The organism is Micromonospora sp. NPDC005197 (genome assembly GCF_040608295.1).
Lineage (GTDB): Bacteria > Actinomycetota > Actinomycetes > Mycobacteriales > Micromonosporaceae > Micromonospora.
In genome coordinates this window covers 36,968-52,201 of the sequence record NZ_JBEXHY010000035.1, presented here as the reverse complement: position 1 = coordinate 52,201, position 15,234 = coordinate 36,968, and the positions used below count along the sequence as shown (strand labels likewise).

Below are 15,234 nucleotides of genomic sequence, written 5' to 3'. Positions count from 1 at the left end.
GGCACGTTGCGTACCCAGAACAACAAGTGCATGGACGTGGCCTGGGGTTCCACTGCCGACGGCGCTGCCATCCAGATCGCCACCTGTTCGGGCAATCCCGCGCAGCAGTTCGTGCTCAGCGGCGCCGGTGACCTGGTCAATCCGCAGGCCAACAAGTGCGTCGACATCAAGGACTGGGACCCGAACAACGACGCGGTCCTGCAGTTGTGGACCTGCAACGGCGGCGCCAACCAGAAGTGGCGACGCGGCTGACCAACCCCCGCCGGGGGCGGGTGCCCGGAGGAGCACGTACCCGGGCGCCCGTCTCCAGCGTCCTACGCTCGGCGAATATCGACAGCGCGGCATGTCGGCCGCGACCGCGAGGGCCGGGCGTGGCGGGAGACTGTCGGCATGTCCTCGACCATGCTCGTGGTTGGCCCGAAGCTCGGTGTCGCGCTGGTTGTCCTGACCCTTGTAGCGGCGGTCGTCGTGACCTTCGGAAAGCTGGGTCACGGTCGGCAGGTGATGGTCGCCGCCGTCCGTGCCGCGATCCAACTGGGTGCCGTGTCGCTGCTGATCGTGGGCATCGCGGTGTCGCTGTGGGCCACAGCTGCGTTTGTTGTCCTGATGTGCGCGGTGGCGGCGGGCACGTCCGGTCGGCGTGTCACGGGCGGCGGTCGGGGGTGGTGGGCCGGCGCGCCGATCGTGGTGGGAAGCATGGCTGTGGTGGCGGGGCTGCTGTTGGCGGGCCTGGTGCCGATGCGCGGCATCGCGATCATCCCGGTCGCGGGGATCCTGATCGGCGGGGCGATGACCGCGACGTCGCTGGCCGGGCGGCGCGCGCTCGACGAGCTGACCAGCAGGCGCGGTGAGGTGGAGGCCGGCCTGGCCCTGGGCTTGCTGCCCCGCGACGCGGTGCTGCTGGTGTGCCGTCCGGCGGCGGGACAGGCGTTGGTCCCGGCGCTTGACCAGACCCGGACGGTTGGCCTGGTGACCCTGCCCGGCGCCTTCGTCGGTGTGCTGCTCGGCGGAGCGAGCCCGCTCGCCGCCGGAGTGACGCAGTTGGTCGTCCTCGTCGGGCTCCTCGCCGTAGAGGCCGTCGCCGTCGTCCTCACCGTCGAACTGGTGGCCCGCAGCCGTCTCCAACCCGCCACGCCGAAACCCCGGCCGAGCCGTCGCTGACGTGTGGGCATATGTGCCGTGGGTGTACTGGGCCCGTGGCCGCGGCGGCGTCCCCACGGTCCTGGTTGAGCCCGATCTTGGCCTTTTGGGTCGCCTATATCCTGACTCGGCCGCCTCCGCCCCTTCGCGCGCGATGATCGGAGGTGACGCGGACCCGGCCGGGTCCGCCGGGTCTACGGGCGGGAAGGAACGAGCGGCGTGCGCGTGCTGGTCGTCGAGGACGAGACCGCCCTGGCGGAGGTGATCCGCGCCGGCCTGACCGACGAGGGATTCACCGTCGATGTGCAGCACAACGGGATTGACGGGCTGTGGGCAGCCACCGAGAACCCGTACGACGCGGTGGTGCTCGACATCATGCTGCCCGGCCTCAACGGCTACGAGGTGTGCCGCCAGTTGCGCTCGCGGGACGTGTGGACGCCGGTGCTGATGTTGACCGCCAAGGACGGCGAGTACGACCAGGCCGACGCGTTCGACCTCGGCGCCGACGACTATTTGATCAAGCCGTTCTCGTTCGTGGTGCTGGTGGCCCGCCTGCGGGCACTGATCCGCCGGGGCGCCCCGGCCCGACCGGTGATCCTGACCGCCGGTGACCTGGCAGTGGACCCGGCCCGGCGGCAGGTCACCCGCGCTGGGCAACCGATCCGGGTGACCGCCCGGGAGTTCGCGCTGCTGGAGTTCCTCATGCGTCATCGTGGCGACGTGGTGTCCAAGCGGCAGATCATCGACAACGTCTGGGACGCCCACTTCGACGGCGACCCCAACATCGTCGAGGTGTATGTCGGCTACCTGCGCCGCAAGATCGACCATCCGTTTGGCAGGCGGGCCATCCAGACGGAACGGGGCATGGGCTACCGGCTGGCCGCCGACGGCGGATGACAGTGCCCCACGTGGCGCAGTCGCACCACCCTGGCGGTCTCTCAGCGCCTTCTCAGCCCCGTGGACCCTAGGCTGCGGATATGGCCACGATGCTCACCTCGTTGCGGGCCCCGGCCCGGTGGGCACGCCGCCGCCTGGGCGTGCGGCTGAGTTCGGCGCTGGCCGCCACCATGGTGGTGGCGGTGGTCTTCGGGATTGGCGCGGCCGTCTTCGTCTACCTGGCCCGGGCCAACCTGGTCCGCAACGTGGACGCGGCTGCCCGGCAACGCGCCGCCGAGGTGGCCACGGCGGTAGCTGGCGGTGACTCCGGTGCCATCGCCCAGACGCTGAAGCCCCGTCCGGGGGAGCAGAGCCTGGTGCAGGTACTGGCGCCGTCGGGTGTGGTGCAGGCGGCGTCGCCGACGCTCGACGGTGCCGTGCCACTGTCCCGGCTGCGTCCCGCTGCCGGCCAGACGCTGCGGGAACAGCGGACGCTGCCCTTCGCGGACGATGACGCCTATCGGGTGGTCGCGATTGGTGTCGGCACCAGCTCGGGCACCCGGACGGTGCTGGTGGCCCAGTCGTTGCGACCAGTCCACGAGAGCACCGAGGTGATCGCCGCGATCCTGGTCATCGGGTTGCCGGCGATGCTGCTGCTGATCGGCGCGGCCGTGTTCCTGTTCGTTGGCCGGTCGCTGCGTCCGGTGGAGGCGATTCGCCGTCGGGTAGCGGGCATCACCGCCCGAGATCTGCACGCCCGGGTGCCGGTGCCCCAAGCGCACGACGAGGTGGCGGCACTCGCGCAGACGATGAACAGCATGCTCGACCGACTGCAGACGGCGGCGACCAGTCAACGGCGGTTCATCGCCGACGCCAGCCACGAACTGCGCAGCCCGCTGGCAACCCTGCAGGCCGGCCTCGACCGCCTTACGATGACGCCCCTGCCTGGCGCGAACGACGACCTGGTCCGACTGATGCGCCGAGAGTCGCAGCGACTGGGCAGGCTGGTCGCCGACCTGCTGCTCCTCGCCCGTATCGACGAACACGGGCTCACCCTGCGCCGTGAGGACGTCGACCTCGACGACCTGGCCTACACCGAGCGGGAGCACCTCTCCGCCCGCCGACCGGACCTGACCGTCCGAACCCAGCTCACCGCGGTGCGGGTGACCGGCGACGCCCACGACCTCGGGCGGGCGCTGCGCAACCTCGCTGACAACGCCGCTCACCACGCACGCCACGAGGTGCTCCTACGGGTCGGGGCCGAGGACGGGTGGGGATGCCTGGAGGTCACCGACGATGGGCCGGGCGTGCCGGTCGCCCAGCGGGAACGGATCTTCGAACGGTTCGTCCGGCTCGACGAGAGCAGGGCCCGCGCCGACGGCGGAAGTGGTCTGGGCCTGCCGATCACCCGGGAGATCGTTGCGGCGCACGGCGGGACCGTGCGGGTGCTGCCTGGCCCCGGAATGACGATCCAGATCCGTCTGCCGCTGACCGGCGACAACGAACCGGGCGACTGACCCCCAGGGCGTGTGCGACTGCCGGTGTCCTCGCCTTTCAGGGTCCTCTCAGTCGCGAACAGATTGGCTGGGCCCAGCCGGTCGACGGGAGCCGGGTCGGCGACGGGATCGGACGCCCGATGAACTATCACCTGTTTCACCTCATCAACGCAGCTGCCGGACATCGTGATCCGCTCGACGACGTGCTGGAGTGGTGCGCTGTCTGGCTGATCTACCCCCTCGGCGCCGTGGCGGCGTTCGCGCTGCTGCTCGGCCTGAGATCGCGTGGTTGGCCGCTACTCGTCCGCGTCGGGGCGTCGCTGGCCTTGGCGTTCGCCGCCGGTCAGGTGGTCGCACGTGCCAGCAACGAGGCCCGCCCGTTTCAGACGCATCCCGTGCATCAGCTGATCCCACACGACCCAGGAGGGTCGCTGCCCAGCGACCACGCCACGGCGGCTTTCGCGGTGGCCTTCGCCGTCGGGGTGTTCCTGTCCTGGCGCTGGGGGTTACTGCTCTCGGTGCTGGCCGCTGTCATCGGCTTCGCCCGAGTCTGGGCGGGCGTGCATTACCCAGCCGACATCCTCGCCGGCGCGGTCATCGGCGGGGGAGCGGTTCTGATCATCGCGCTTGCCGCACGCGTCCTCGGTTGGCGCGCCCACCAACACCGTCCACGGGCTGCGACCAGCAATCACTGATCACTCTTGCCCGCCCGCACCGCCCGATTACGCACTACACCCCTCGGAGGTTCTATCGTGTCAACGTCCCTCGCTTCGGCGGCTGCGGGGCCCAGCTTCCTCGACCCGGAGTGGTTGATCTCCACCTTCGGGCTGATCGGCATCCTCGCGATCGTGTTCGCCGAGTCAGGGCTGCTGATCGGGTTCTTCCTGCCGGGTGACTCGCTGCTGTTCACCGCCGGGCTTCTCGTCGCCGACGGCCACTACCTGCACCAACCGCTCTGGCTGCTCTGCCTGCTGGTGGCCGTGGCCGCGATCGCCGGGGATCAGGTGGGGTACCTGTTCGGCAGGCGAGTCGGCCCGAGCCTGTTCCGCCGACCCAACTCCCGCCTGTTCAAGCAGGAGAACGTGCACCGGGCCAACGACTTCTTCGACCGCCATGGAGCCCGGTCCGTGGTGCTGGCCCGGTTCGTGCCGATTGTGCGGACGTTCACCCCAATTATCGCCGGAGTCAGCCACATGCGCTACCGGACGTTCCTGGCCTACAACATCATCGGCGGGGCCCTCTGGGGCGTCGGCGTAACCGTCCTGGGCTACTTCCTCGGCCAGGTCGCGTTCGTCAAGGCCAACATCGAGATCATCCTGATCGGCATCGTCGTAGTCTCCGTCCTGCCGATCGGAATCCAGCTCCTTCGATCCCGCTGGAGCACCGCCCGGACCTCCGCCCGCTCGTCGTAGGGGTTGTTACAGGCTGATCGGCGTGCAGGACCAAGCGTGGTCGACGATGTCCTCGGCTGTCCGGGAGCGGCCGGCGGGCCAGAAAATCATGTCGCTGATGTGCAGACATCCCGTCCGGCGCGTAAGGCCGTCCAGGCACCAGGAGGCGGTTCGTTCATTTCCGCCACTGGTGATCAGCAGGGTGCGTACCACGACCGGCGTCGTCTGCTTGGGGATCCAGCGGCGGGAACTCCGGCAGGCTTCTTCGCGTACCCGCTCAGATCGGTCAGCGGCGCACCCGATAGCGCAGGTGAAGCACCCGGTTGCCCTGAATCACCACGTCAGGATCCTCCAACAGGTGCTGCGCGTGGACCGACCCGAAGTAGCGCTTGCCGGACCCGAACACGACGGGTACGACGTCCGTGCGCACCTCGTCGATCAGGCCCGCGGCAAGCACCTGGCCACCGACGTCGCCAGCGGCGACCTCGACCACTCGGTCACCCGCAAGCTCCTGTGCCTTGGCCATGGCTGCCTCGACGCCGTCGACGAAGTGGAACGGCGCCTCGGGATCCCAGCCCTCGGGCGCCGGCCGGTGCGTCACGACGACCACGTGGTCGATCCCGCCCGGAGGCTTCCCGTCCCAGCCGTCCGTCATGTCGAAGACGTGGCGGCCGACGACTGTCACCCCGATCTGGTCCCAGTACGGCCAGGTGTAGTCGTAGGACGTCTGCGACACCTTGAGCCCGCCGCCCTCGTCCAACGGGACGTCACCGCTGGTCAACCAGTCGAACAGCGGCCCGGGCTGGTCATTCTCGTCCGCGATGAAGCCATCCACGGACACCGAGCTGTACATGACCACTGTGCCCACGGGGCTCTCCTCTACTTCGGGGTGCCCTCAAGTTAGCGCGCCGTGAGCTGTCGCTCTTGTAGGAAATCAATCGGCCGGCAGTGGCCAGCCGTCCATCGCGTGGCCGGGATGTTCGCGCAGGAACCGCCGCCGGACTTCGAGGTACCGGGTCGGAGTGAGCCCGGTGAACGCCCGGAACTCGTGGCCGAAGTGGGCCTGGTCGAAGTAGCCCGCAGCACCGGCGAGCTCGCCCCAGTCGATCGGTCCGGCGGGGTTGATCGCGAACACGGTGGCGGTGAAGCGGTGGGTGCGGGCCAGCCGCTTCGGCGTGACGCCGATGAGCTCCTTGAACCGCTGCGCCAGATGGGTGCTGCTGACACCGGCTGCGACACTCAGGTCGCCGATCGCCACCGCCCCGCTGGTCGCCGCGATGACGCTGCTCGTGTGGCGGACCAGCCCCAGGCCGGCGGTCTCGCACAGCCGTCGCATCAGCTCCTCCTCGAGCAGCGTCAGCATCTCGTGGGGTCCGTCCGCCGTGGCCAGCCGGTCTCGCAGCTCGGCGACGGCGGGCCGGCCCCAGACCTGCTCCAGCGTCACCGGCCGGTCACACAGCTCGGCCGCGGGCATCGGCAGGAACGGCGCCAGCCCCCACGGCTTGACGTGCACGCCGACGGACCGGGTCCGGAGTGGATAGCCGAACTCGAACGCGCGGGTAGGCGTGGTGACCACGCAGCCGTCGGCGTACTCGGCCGTCTCGATGTCGGTGCCGGCGCGGATGCGGAACGGCGGTCCGAAATTGACGATGAGCAACGCCGCCGGCATCGGCGGCAGCGTCAGCCGGGCGTACGGCGGCGTACCCTCCAGGTAGTAAAGGTCGTCGATCAGCCCGTCGAGCGGCGGTCGCGGCACTCTGGACACGTACTCCACGCTCACAGCATCGCCGACGCCCCGCCGGCATCACGCGCCGGCATGGCCGTCGAGCGCGCCAAATTTCTCCACCTTGCGCCCATCCGTCTCTAGGGCGGCCTCGAATGCCTCATGACAGCAGCAATGACGTACAAGCATCTGAGGAGTTCGTATGAAGCGGCGCCTGTTTGCCACGGTTGGCGTAATCGCGGTGCTGGCCCTGTCCGCCTGCGGCGGTACCGACAGCGGGGACAGCGCCAGCGGCGCGCCGAGCATGTCGGCCAGCGCGCCGATGGCTTCGGCCTCGCCTTCGATGATGATGTCGGGTCAGTTCGGCTCGGGGTGCTCGGCCGTGCCGGCCGATCCGTCCAACCCGGGTAGTTTCGAGGCGATGGCGAAGGTGCCCGTGGCCACCGCCGCATCCGGCAATCCGCTGCTCTCGACGCTGGTGACGGCGGTCAAGAAGGCCAACCTGGTGGACTCGCTCAACGGCGCGCCGGGCGTCACGGTGTTCGCGCCGACCAATGACGCGTTCGCCAAGATCCCGAAGGCGGATCTGGACAAGGTCCTGGCCGACGACGCCATGCTGAAGAAGGTCCTGACCTACCACGTGGTGCCGACCCAGTTGTCGCCGGACACTCTGGCTGGCACCCACAAGACGTTGCAGGGCGGCGAGCTCGTGGTGACCGGCAGCGGCTCGTCGTTCACCGTCAATGGCACCTCGATGGTGGTCTGCGGGAATGTCTCGACGGCCAACGCCACCGTGTACATCGTTGACACCGTTCTGATGCCCAAGAGCTGATGGCGTCGACCGACATCGAGCCCCGGCCGGCGAACCGCCGGCCGGGGCCGTCCCTCAGCATGACCGCCGTTCGCGGCCTCGTCGTCGGCGTGTTGACCGCCGGGGTGGCCCTCGCCGTGGCTCATCTCCTCGCGGCGCTGGTCGATCCGGCCGCCGACCCGGTGCTGGCAGTCGGTGGCGTCGCTATCGACCTGGCACCGCAGAGCGTCAAGGCATTCGCCATCCGCACCTTCGGCGCCAACGACAAGATCGCTCTCCTTGTCGGCGTCTACGCCCTGCTCGCCCTGACCGCGGTTCTGCTCGGCGCGGCGGCGCTACGACGACGCCGCTACGGTCTGGCTGGCCTCGCCGTGTTCGCTGCTGTCGGTGTCGCCGCCATCCTGTCCCGCCCGGGGGCGACGTCGTCGGACGTCCTGCCGGTCCTGGCGGGCGTCGGCATCGGGATGGCGGCGATGCTGGTGTTGGTGCGCGCCGCTCGGACGGTCAGGGTCACCGCGTCGAGCCGGCCGCGGCTGCTCAACCGCCGTCAATTCCTGGCCACGGCGACGGGGGCAGCGCTGACCGCCGGCGTCGCGGCCGCGATCGGCCAGGCTGTCGGTCGCGGCAGCGCGGTGGGTGCCCGTTCCCGCGCCGGCGTTCGGATTCCGCCGCCAGTGCGACCGGCGCCGCCGCTACCCGGCGGTGTCTCCGTTGGCGTGGACGGGGCCTCGGCGTTCGTCACCCCCAACCGGGACTTTTACCGGGTCGACACCGCTCTCACCGTCCCGCAGGTCGACCTTGAAACCTGGCGGTTGACTCTCGACGGAGCGGTCGATCGCCCTCGTACCTGGAGATTCGAGGATCTTCTCGCCCGTGGCCTCGTGGAGCGTGACATCACGCTCAACTGTGTCTCGAACGAGGTCGGTGGTCCCTACATCGGCACAGCCCGCTGGACCGGCGTTCCCCTCGCACCGCTGCTACGCGAAGCGGGCGTACGCCCCGGGCAGAACCAGCTCGTCAGCCGCTCGGTGGAGGGCATGACCATCGGCACCCCGATCGAGGCGATCCTCGATGGGCGCGACGCGCTCCTGGCCGTGGCCATGAACGGCGAACCCCTGCCCCTGGAACACGGCTTCCCCGTCCGCATGCTCGTGCCCGGCCTCTACGGTTACGTCGGCGCCTGCAAATGGCTCACCTCGATGAAGGTCACCACCTTCGACGCGTTCGACCCCTACTGGGTCCAACGCGGGTGGGCAGCCGACGCACCCGTCAAGACCGCATCTCGCATCGACACTCCGAAACCCTTCGCCCAACGTCGCGTCGGACCCGTCATGATCGCCGGTGTCGCCTGGGCGCAACGGCGCGGAATCACCGCCGTCGAGGTGCAGATCGACGACGGGCCGTGGCGGCAGGCCCGCCTCGCCGACGGCCCATCGCCGGACCTGTGGCGGCAGTGGACCTACCGCTGGGACGCCACCCCTGGCAGCCACACGCTGCGGGTACGGGCCACCGATGCCACCGGTGCGACCCAGACCGACCAGCGGGCCGCGCCCTTCCCTGACGGCGCGACCGGCTGGCACAGCACCACCGTCACCATCACCTGACCTCCCGGGCCGAAAAGAACCCCGTCCGGCACCAATCCGGCGACCACCACGCCACGAATCCCTCCTGACCGCACGTGAGTATCAACGCCGTACCCAGGCGGAGACGGAGATCTGTTGTGAGACTGTCCCGAGCCCTGCTCGCCCTACCAGCGGCCGTGCTGGTCCTCGCGTTCCCGGGCGTCGCGCAGGCCGACGAGAGCGTGCAGGTCCAGCTGCAGGACCTCAACGAGACCGGTGCCACCGGTACCGCGACGTTGACCGCGACGAGTGGCGGCGACCTGAAGGTCATGATCCGGTCGAAGGGCATGACGCCGAACTCGCCGCACGCCCAGCACGTGCACGGCGCGGCCAACGGTATGGACTTCCACTGCCCGGACAAGTCCGCCGACACCAACGGCAACGGCTTCGTCAGCACGGAGGAGGGCCTGAAGATGTACGGGGACATCTTCATCTCGCTGACCACCACCGGGGACACGACCAAGGCCAGCGGGTTGGCGGTGGACCGGATGCCGAAGGCCGACGCGCAGGGCAACCTCAGCTACGAGCGCACCATCCCCGCTGCCGACCTGCCCAAGGGCACCATCGAGCACCTCAAGGACCTGCACCTCGTGCAACACGGCATCGACGCCAACAAGAACGGTAAGTACGACATGGAAGCTCTCGGGGAGTCGACGTTCGCCAAGTCCATCGGCGTCAACGGCATCCCCGCCGAGGCCACCGACCCCGCGACGTGCGGCATGGTCAGCGGCGCCGCCGCCGGGTCCGTACCCGCCGGGGGTGTCGCCACCGGCGATGGCAGCACCTCCGGTGGATCGCCGATGATGATGTACACCGTGGGTGGCCTCGCGCTGCTCGGCGCCGCGGGTGCGGTCGTCGCGCGACGCCGGCTCGCCGGCGAGCGCTGAGCCGGAATCGTTCGTGATGGACACCGGCGACGCACCAGTGCCGGCCGGACGCCGCCGGGGGCGCTTCGCGCTCCTGGCGGTGGCCGGCATCCTCACCGTGACGGCGGCCGTGTCGATCGGCTTCGCGGTGGCCTACCGGGCTGGGGAGCCACCTCGGCCCGACGCCTCCGCTGCCGCCCCAGCCGCGACGGCGTCGCCCGCTCGGGCGACCAAGCCGGGTGAATTGACCTCGGGACCACTGATGGCCAGTTCGCCCCCAACGCGGGTGTCGATCCCGTCGCTGAAGGCCACCGCCGCGATTGTCGCCCTCGGCCTGCGGGCGGACGGGGCGATGGAGGTCCCGGACAGCGCCACCGACGTGGGCTGGTTCACCAAGGCACCGACGCCAGGGGCCCTCGGTCCGGCCGTGCTGGCCGGGCACGTCAACTGGAAGGGCCGTCGTGGAACGTTCTTCGATCTGGGCAAGCTGTCCGTCGGCGCCGGGATAACGGTCAACCGTCAGGACGGCAGCACCGCGATGTTCACCGTCAGCAAGGTCGAGCAGTATCCCAAGGACGCCTTTCCCACCGATGAGGTGTACGGGGCTACCGACCATTCGGCGCTACGCCTGATCACCTGCGGCGGCGAGTTCGACGACGCCACTCAGCACTATCGCGACAATGTCATCGTCTACGCGCGCCTCGCTCACGCTCATGTCGCCTAGCACCCGAGTACGCGGCGGCACACGGAACGGCCGCCAGCACAGGAGAGGACATGCCGAGAATGAGCGGTGACCCGGAACAGGCGCGGCGGCTACGTTCGGTGCCGCCGGACACCCCGACGCCACCGAGCGCCGACGAGCTGCTGACTCGGGTGGCACGGGGCGACGAGGCGGCGTTCGCGGCGCTGTACGACACGATGGCGGGCCGCGTCCTCGGGCTGACCCGCCGCGTCGTGCGCGACCCGGCGCAGGCCGAGGAGGTGACGCAGGAGGTGATGGTCGAGGTGTGGCGCACCGCTGGCCGCTTCGAGGCCGGTCGTGGCTCAGCCTCGGCCTGGATTCTGACCATGGCGCACCGCCGGGCGGTGGATCGAGTGCGTTCCGAGCAGTCCCACACCAACCGCACCCTGCAGGTCGCCGCGACCGAGACGCATGTCCCCTATGACGAGGTTGTCGAGGACGTCACCGCCCGGTTGGAGCGGGAACAGGTCCGCCGGTGCCTGGGCCGGCTGACGCCGGTCCAACGGGAGGCGGTGGCCCTGGCCTACTACGGCGGCCACACCTACCGGGAGGTCGCCGAAAAGCTGAAGACACCGCTGCCGACGGTGAAGACGCGGATGCGCGACGGACTGATCCGGATGCGCGACTGCCTGGGAATCGAAATGGAGGGACGGGCATGAGCGCCGACATCCACACCCTCGCCGGCGCGTACGCCCTGAACGCGGTCGACGACCTCGAGAGGGCGGCGTTCGAGCGGCACCTGGCGGACTGCGAGTCGTGCCGCCTGGAGGTGACCGAATTACGGGAGACGGTCGCACGGCTCGCCGACGACACCGTCGTCGAGGCCACACCCCCGGGGTTACGGGAGCGCACCCTCACCCAGGCGGCGCGCACCCCGCAGTTGCGCTCGGCTGCCGCAGGAGACAGCGCCAGACGGCAGGCAAGCAGGTGGCGACGGATCACCGTGGCTGCCGCCGCGGCCGTCCTCGTGGCCGGCGGCGCGAGCGCGGTCACCTGGACCGTGAGCAATGATCGGATCAGCGACGAGCAGGCCAGCAGCGACCAGGCTCGGCAGATCGCCGCCGTCCTGGACGCCCCGGACGCCCGGGTGTTCGAGCGGTCGCTGCAGCCCGGCGGCTCCGCGACCGTGGTGGTCTCCCGCGACCGAGACCGAGGGGTGGTGCTGCTGCGCGACCTGCCGGAACCCGGCCCCGGGCGGATCTACGAGCTCTGGCTCATCCGCGGCAGCGAACCCCGCAAGGTGGGGCGACTAGCCGAGGGTGCCAGGGCGTCGACCACGGTCATCGGCCCGGTCGCCGAGGCGGCAACCTTCGGCGTTTCCAACGAGCCCGCGGGCGGCTCCGTCGCCCCCACGCGAATCGTGGGTACGGTCGAGCTGAGCTGAGCTGAGCACGGGCCGGCTGCGGTCACACCGTCAGCCGGTCCAGCCGGTCCGCACCGACGGCCGATGTGCTTCCCGCTCATCCACCCATCCGAGCGGTGGACCGCTCCGAATCACCAGCATGGATGACGAGCTGCTCGCCGGCCGGTACCGCAGGCTCCTGCCGATCGAGGACCCTGCCACTCCGGGACGGGTCTGGCTGGCCCGCGACGAGGTGCTCGACCGGGACGTCGCGCTCAAGCAGATCGCCGTGCCGGGATGGGCGAGCGACGCCGAACGGTCCCGGTTGCACGAGCGGACGCTGGCCGAGGTTCGTGGACTGGCCGGGCTGGACCACCCGAGCGTGATGGGGATGTGGGACGTGCTGAGCGCCGACGGGCACCTGTGGCTTGTCATGGAGTACGTGCCCTCCCGGTCCCTGCCCGAGGTGGTTGCCGCCGACGGCCCGCTGACGCCGGTCGAGGTGGCGCGGGTCGGGCTGCACCTGCTCGCCGCACTGAACGCCGCACACGAGATGGGTGTGGTGCATCGGGAGCTCTGTCCGCAGAACGTGCTGCTCGGCGACGACGGGCGCGTCATGCTCGGCGGGTTCGGCCTGTCGATCTTCGACAGCCACAGCCCGGCGACCGTCAGTGCGGCGAACCTGTCGAGGAACCAGTACGTCGCGCCGGAGCGCGCTCGCGATGGCAGGGCCACCCCCGCCTCGGACCTGTGGGCTCTCGGCGCGACGCTCTACCTGGCCGCGGAGGGCCGCCCACCGTGGACCCGGCCCTCGACCCTGGCCACACTCGCCGCTCTGGCCACCGAGGCGCCCGACCGGATGAGCGTCCTGCCACTCGAACCGGCGGTCACTGGACTCCTGCTGCGCAATCCCCGTCAGCGTCTGTCCGCGTACGAGGCCCGCGCCCTGCTGGAGCAGGTGGCCGAGGCGACCGTACCGATCGAGCCCGTGCCGGTGCCCCGGGCGCGCCGCCGGTGGCGGATGTCCACCCGACCGCCGCGGCGGTCGCGGACCACCACGCCGCCGGTGCCGATCGCCGAGGACGCGATCGACACCACGGTCATCACGGCGAGGGCGTCGAACACCCGCGACCGGACGACCGGCTGGGCGTTCGCTGGCGCAGTGTTGGGACTGTTGACGGTCGTGGCCATCATTGTCACGGCAGCCGGTGCCGTTCTCGGCGGCCTGCGTGGCCAGGACGGCGTGCCGGCCGTCGACCCGGGCGGTGCGGCGGCCGGCGCGATGGAGTCGACCAGTGCGGAAGTGCCCGCCCACCTCTGCCTGGACGATGACGCCTCCAGCGAGGCCGAGCCTCTGCAGGAACCCACCGCACCGCTCCCGTACGCGCTGCCCGACGGATGGGCTTGGCACCAGGACCCGGCCCGCTTCCTGGTGGCAGTTCCGCACGGATGGACCCGGCACACCGAGGGCGAAACTGTCTGCTTCCGCGACCCCGCCGAGGTGCGAGCCATCGCTGTCGACCTCACCGCCGAAGCTTCCCCCACACCCTCGAAGCAGTGGGCCGCCGCAGAGCGCGAGGCGGTGAAGACCGGGGCGCTTTCCGGCTACCAGAAGATCAGCATCGGGCCGGTCATCCGCGCGGGTGGCGCCGCGGAGTGGGAGTACACCTGCGACCAGGCCGGCGGTGTGCGGCTGCACGTCCGGCGGCTGCTGGTCAATGACAGCAGGACCCGTGCCCACAGCCTGTCCTGGATGACCCAGGACAGCCAGTGGACCGCGACGGAGCCTCTGCAACGACTGGCCCTCGCAAGCTTCCGCCTCGACTGACCCGTGTGCCCGAACGTGGTCACCTCCATCGCAGCCAGTTCCAGTTGCGTTCGCGGCGGGCCGCCGAATGCCGCGCATGGCCGACGCCCCGCTCCACGGTCACCCGCCCGTAGGCGGTGGCGGATCGGCGCTGCCAGGCCGGCAACCCGGAAGCCACCGTCGGGCGGCTGACGCAGGCCCGTTCAGCGGTTGTTTGTCGATGTTCGCCGCCCGCCACCGGACCGGATGGCACCCTGGGCCCGTGGACTGGGCAGCGAGCCAGGGAAAGGTGGCATCAGGATCACGGTGAACGGCAACTGATGCGTACCGCGTTGATCGTGTTGGCCGCGCTGGCGGCGGCCGTGGTCGTGGACCTGGTCTCCGGCGTGCTGGCTCGCCGGGTTGCCCGTGGCCGCTACAAGTGGCTGCTGGAGCCGCTGCGGCTCGCCTGCCGCCGCCCGGCGGCCGCGGTCCTGCTGGTCTGGGTGGTGTACTACGCGCTGCCGCCCGGACTGACCGGGTGGCAGCGTTATCTGCGGCACGCCATCCTGCTGACCCTGATCGCCGTCGGTGCGTGGCTGGTGGTCAGGGTGTTGCAGGTGGCCGAGGCGGTCGTGTTCAGTCGACTGCCGAATGATGTGACCAGGAGCCGGCGGGCCCGGCGGGCCCGGACCCAGATCCGTCCGGTGCGGCGGCTCACGGTGGTCGTCGTCACGATCGTTGCGATCGGCCTGATCCTGATCACCTTCCGGCCGGTACGCCTCTTCGGCGTCTCCATTCTGACCTCGGCCGGGGTGGTCGGCGCGGTGATCGGCCTCTCCGCCCGAACCGCGCTCGCCAACGCGTTCGCCGGCATCCAGGTCGCCTTCGCCGACGGGCTGCACGTCGGCGACGTGTTGGTGGTGGAAGGCGAATGGGGCCGGGTCGAGGAGGTGAAGCTGACCAACGTGGTGATCCGGCTCTGGGACGAACGGATACTCATCCTGCCGACCACGTACTTCACCGAGCGGCCGTTTCAGAACTGGACCCGCAACGAGTCGCGGGTGATCGGCAAGATCCAGATCCATGTCGACCACACCGCGGACCTTAACGACCTGCGCCGGGAGGTACGCCGACTGGTCGAGTCCGCACCGCTGTGGGATCGCAGCCAGTGGGTGCTCCAGATGGTCGACGCCACCGCGCAGACCGTGATCATCCAGGTGCAGGCCTCAGCTGCGGACGGCGCCAGCGCCTGGGACCTGAGCTGCGACCTACGCGAGGGACTGATCCGCTATCTGCGTGACCAGCACCCCCAGTGGTTGCCCCGCACCCGCAACCAGTACCAGCCGTGACCGGCGGGTCTTTTTCGGCCCCGCCGTTGCGCTGGGTCAGCCGCCGGGCAGCGCTCGGGGCCGGGCTGATCCTCCCGGCCCTGAGCC

The 15,234-nt window shown here is 70.2% G+C and carries 16 protein-coding genes; 14 read left to right on the top strand and 2 right to left on the bottom strand.

The features are described from left to right. From ABZU46_RS14760 to ABZU46_RS14735, 6 genes are all read left to right on the top strand, one after another. Positions 1-252 (top strand): ricin-type beta-trefoil lectin domain protein (locus ABZU46_RS14760; protein WP_354857782.1); only part of this gene is annotated, 252 nt, incomplete at its 5' end. Between the two features lie 138 nt (positions 253-390). Beyond that, positions 391-1,161 carry an ABC transporter permease gene (locus tag ABZU46_RS14755; RefSeq protein ID WP_354857780.1) on the top strand — a complete coding sequence of 257 codons (771 nt, stop codon included), beginning with the start codon at positions 391-393 and terminating at the stop codon, positions 1,159-1,161. A gap of 198 nt (positions 1,162-1,359) precedes the next feature. Further along, positions 1,360-2,037: a response regulator transcription factor gene (locus ABZU46_RS14750; RefSeq protein ID WP_354857778.1), complete on the top strand. Its 678-nt coding sequence runs from the start codon at positions 1,360-1,362 to the stop codon at positions 2,035-2,037. An 80-nt stretch (positions 2,038-2,117) separates the two neighbouring features. Further along, the gene (locus ABZU46_RS14745; RefSeq protein ID WP_354857776.1) at positions 2,118-3,533 is read left to right on the top strand and encodes a HAMP domain-containing sensor histidine kinase; all 1,416 of its coding nucleotides are present in this window, start codon (positions 2,118-2,120) and stop codon (positions 3,531-3,533) included. Between the two features lie 119 nt (positions 3,534-3,652). Beyond that, a complete protein-coding gene (locus ABZU46_RS14740; RefSeq protein ID WP_354857773.1) occupies positions 3,653-4,207 on the top strand; it encodes a phosphatase PAP2 family protein in 555 nt (184 codons plus the stop codon). 57 nt (positions 4,208-4,264) lie between these two features. Beyond that, positions 4,265-4,924, top strand: coding sequence for a VTT domain-containing protein (locus tag ABZU46_RS14735; RefSeq protein ID WP_354857770.1), 660 nt, complete (start codon positions 4,265-4,267; stop codon positions 4,922-4,924). Positions 4,925-5,189: 265 nt separating this feature from the next. Here ABZU46_RS14735 and ABZU46_RS14730 read toward each other — a convergent pair whose 3' ends face one another. Continuing rightward, positions 5,190-5,771 carry a dihydrofolate reductase family protein gene (locus tag ABZU46_RS14730; RefSeq protein WP_354857767.1) on the bottom strand — a complete coding sequence of 194 codons (582 nt, stop codon included), beginning with the start codon at positions 5,769-5,771 and terminating at the stop codon, positions 5,190-5,192. 66 nt (positions 5,772-5,837) lie between these two features. After that, a complete protein-coding gene (locus ABZU46_RS14725; RefSeq protein WP_354857765.1) occupies positions 5,838-6,677 on the bottom strand; it encodes a helix-turn-helix domain-containing protein in 840 nt (279 codons plus the stop codon). 151 nt (positions 6,678-6,828) lie between these two features. Between ABZU46_RS14725 and ABZU46_RS14720 the strand changes: the two genes are divergently transcribed. The 8 genes from ABZU46_RS14720 (at position 6,829) to ABZU46_RS14685 (ending at position 15,147) form a co-directional block, all read left to right on the top strand. After that, positions 6,829-7,458: a fasciclin domain-containing protein gene (locus ABZU46_RS14720; protein ID WP_354857762.1), complete on the top strand. Its 630-nt coding sequence runs from the start codon at positions 6,829-6,831 to the stop codon at positions 7,456-7,458. Positions 7,459-7,517: 59 nt separating this feature from the next. Then, positions 7,518-9,041 carry a molybdopterin-dependent oxidoreductase gene (locus tag ABZU46_RS14715; protein ID WP_354857759.1) on the top strand — a complete coding sequence of 508 codons (1,524 nt, stop codon included), beginning with the start codon at positions 7,518-7,520 and terminating at the stop codon, positions 9,039-9,041. Positions 9,042-9,157: 116 nt separating this feature from the next. Continuing rightward, a complete protein-coding gene (locus ABZU46_RS14710) occupies positions 9,158-9,946 on the top strand; it encodes a hypothetical protein (protein WP_354857757.1) in 789 nt (262 codons plus the stop codon). A 79-nt stretch (positions 9,947-10,025) separates the two neighbouring features. Continuing rightward, positions 10,026-10,649, top strand: coding sequence for a class F sortase (locus ABZU46_RS14705; RefSeq protein ID WP_354857756.1), 624 nt, complete (start codon positions 10,026-10,028; stop codon positions 10,647-10,649). Between the two features lie 50 nt (positions 10,650-10,699). Beyond that, the gene (gene sigK / locus ABZU46_RS14700; RefSeq protein ID WP_354857753.1) at positions 10,700-11,326 is read left to right on the top strand and encodes an ECF RNA polymerase sigma factor SigK; all 627 of its coding nucleotides are present in this window, start codon (positions 10,700-10,702) and stop codon (positions 11,324-11,326) included. After that, a complete protein-coding gene (locus ABZU46_RS14695; protein ID WP_354857751.1) occupies positions 11,323-12,051 on the top strand; it encodes an anti-sigma factor in 729 nt (242 codons plus the stop codon). The genes sigK and ABZU46_RS14695 overlap by 4 nt, the downstream gene beginning before the upstream one ends. Before the next feature lie 118 nt (positions 12,052-12,169). Continuing rightward, on the top strand, positions 12,170-13,837 hold the full coding sequence (locus tag ABZU46_RS14690) for a serine/threonine-protein kinase (protein ID WP_354857749.1): 1,668 nt from the start codon (positions 12,170-12,172) through the stop codon (positions 13,835-13,837). Between the two features lie 299 nt (positions 13,838-14,136). Continuing rightward, positions 14,137-15,147, top strand: coding sequence for a mechanosensitive ion channel domain-containing protein (locus ABZU46_RS14685; RefSeq protein WP_354857747.1), 1,011 nt, complete (start codon positions 14,137-14,139; stop codon positions 15,145-15,147). The last annotated feature ends 87 nt before the right edge of the window (positions 15,148-15,234 follow it).

Excerpts from the sequence above, each read along its gene's own strand:
- ABZU46_RS14740 (WP_354857773.1), top strand. The coding sequence starts at position 3,653 with ATGAACTATCACCTGTTTCACCTCATCAACGCAGCTGCCGGACATCGT.
- ABZU46_RS14715 (WP_354857759.1), top strand. The coding sequence starts at position 7,518 with ATGACCGCCGTTCGCGGCCTCGTCGTCGGCGTGTTGACCGCCGGGGTG.
- ABZU46_RS14745 (WP_354857776.1), top strand. The coding sequence starts at position 2,118 with ATGGCCACGATGCTCACCTCGTTGCGGGCCCCGGCCCGGTGGGCACGC.
- ABZU46_RS14685 (WP_354857747.1), top strand. The coding sequence starts at position 14,137 with ATGCGTACCGCGTTGATCGTGTTGGCCGCGCTGGCGGCGGCCGTGGTC.
- ABZU46_RS14695 (WP_354857751.1), top strand. The coding sequence starts at position 11,323 with ATGAGCGCCGACATCCACACCCTCGCCGGCGCGTACGCCCTGAACGCG.
- sigK (WP_354857753.1), top strand. The coding sequence starts at position 10,700 with ATGCCGAGAATGAGCGGTGACCCGGAACAGGCGCGGCGGCTACGTTCG.
- ABZU46_RS14755 (WP_354857780.1), top strand. The coding sequence starts at position 391 with ATGTCCTCGACCATGCTCGTGGTTGGCCCGAAGCTCGGTGTCGCGCTG.
- ABZU46_RS14720 (WP_354857762.1), top strand. The coding sequence starts at position 6,829 with ATGAAGCGGCGCCTGTTTGCCACGGTTGGCGTAATCGCGGTGCTGGCC.
- ABZU46_RS14690 (WP_354857749.1), top strand. The coding sequence starts at position 12,170 with ATGGATGACGAGCTGCTCGCCGGCCGGTACCGCAGGCTCCTGCCGATC.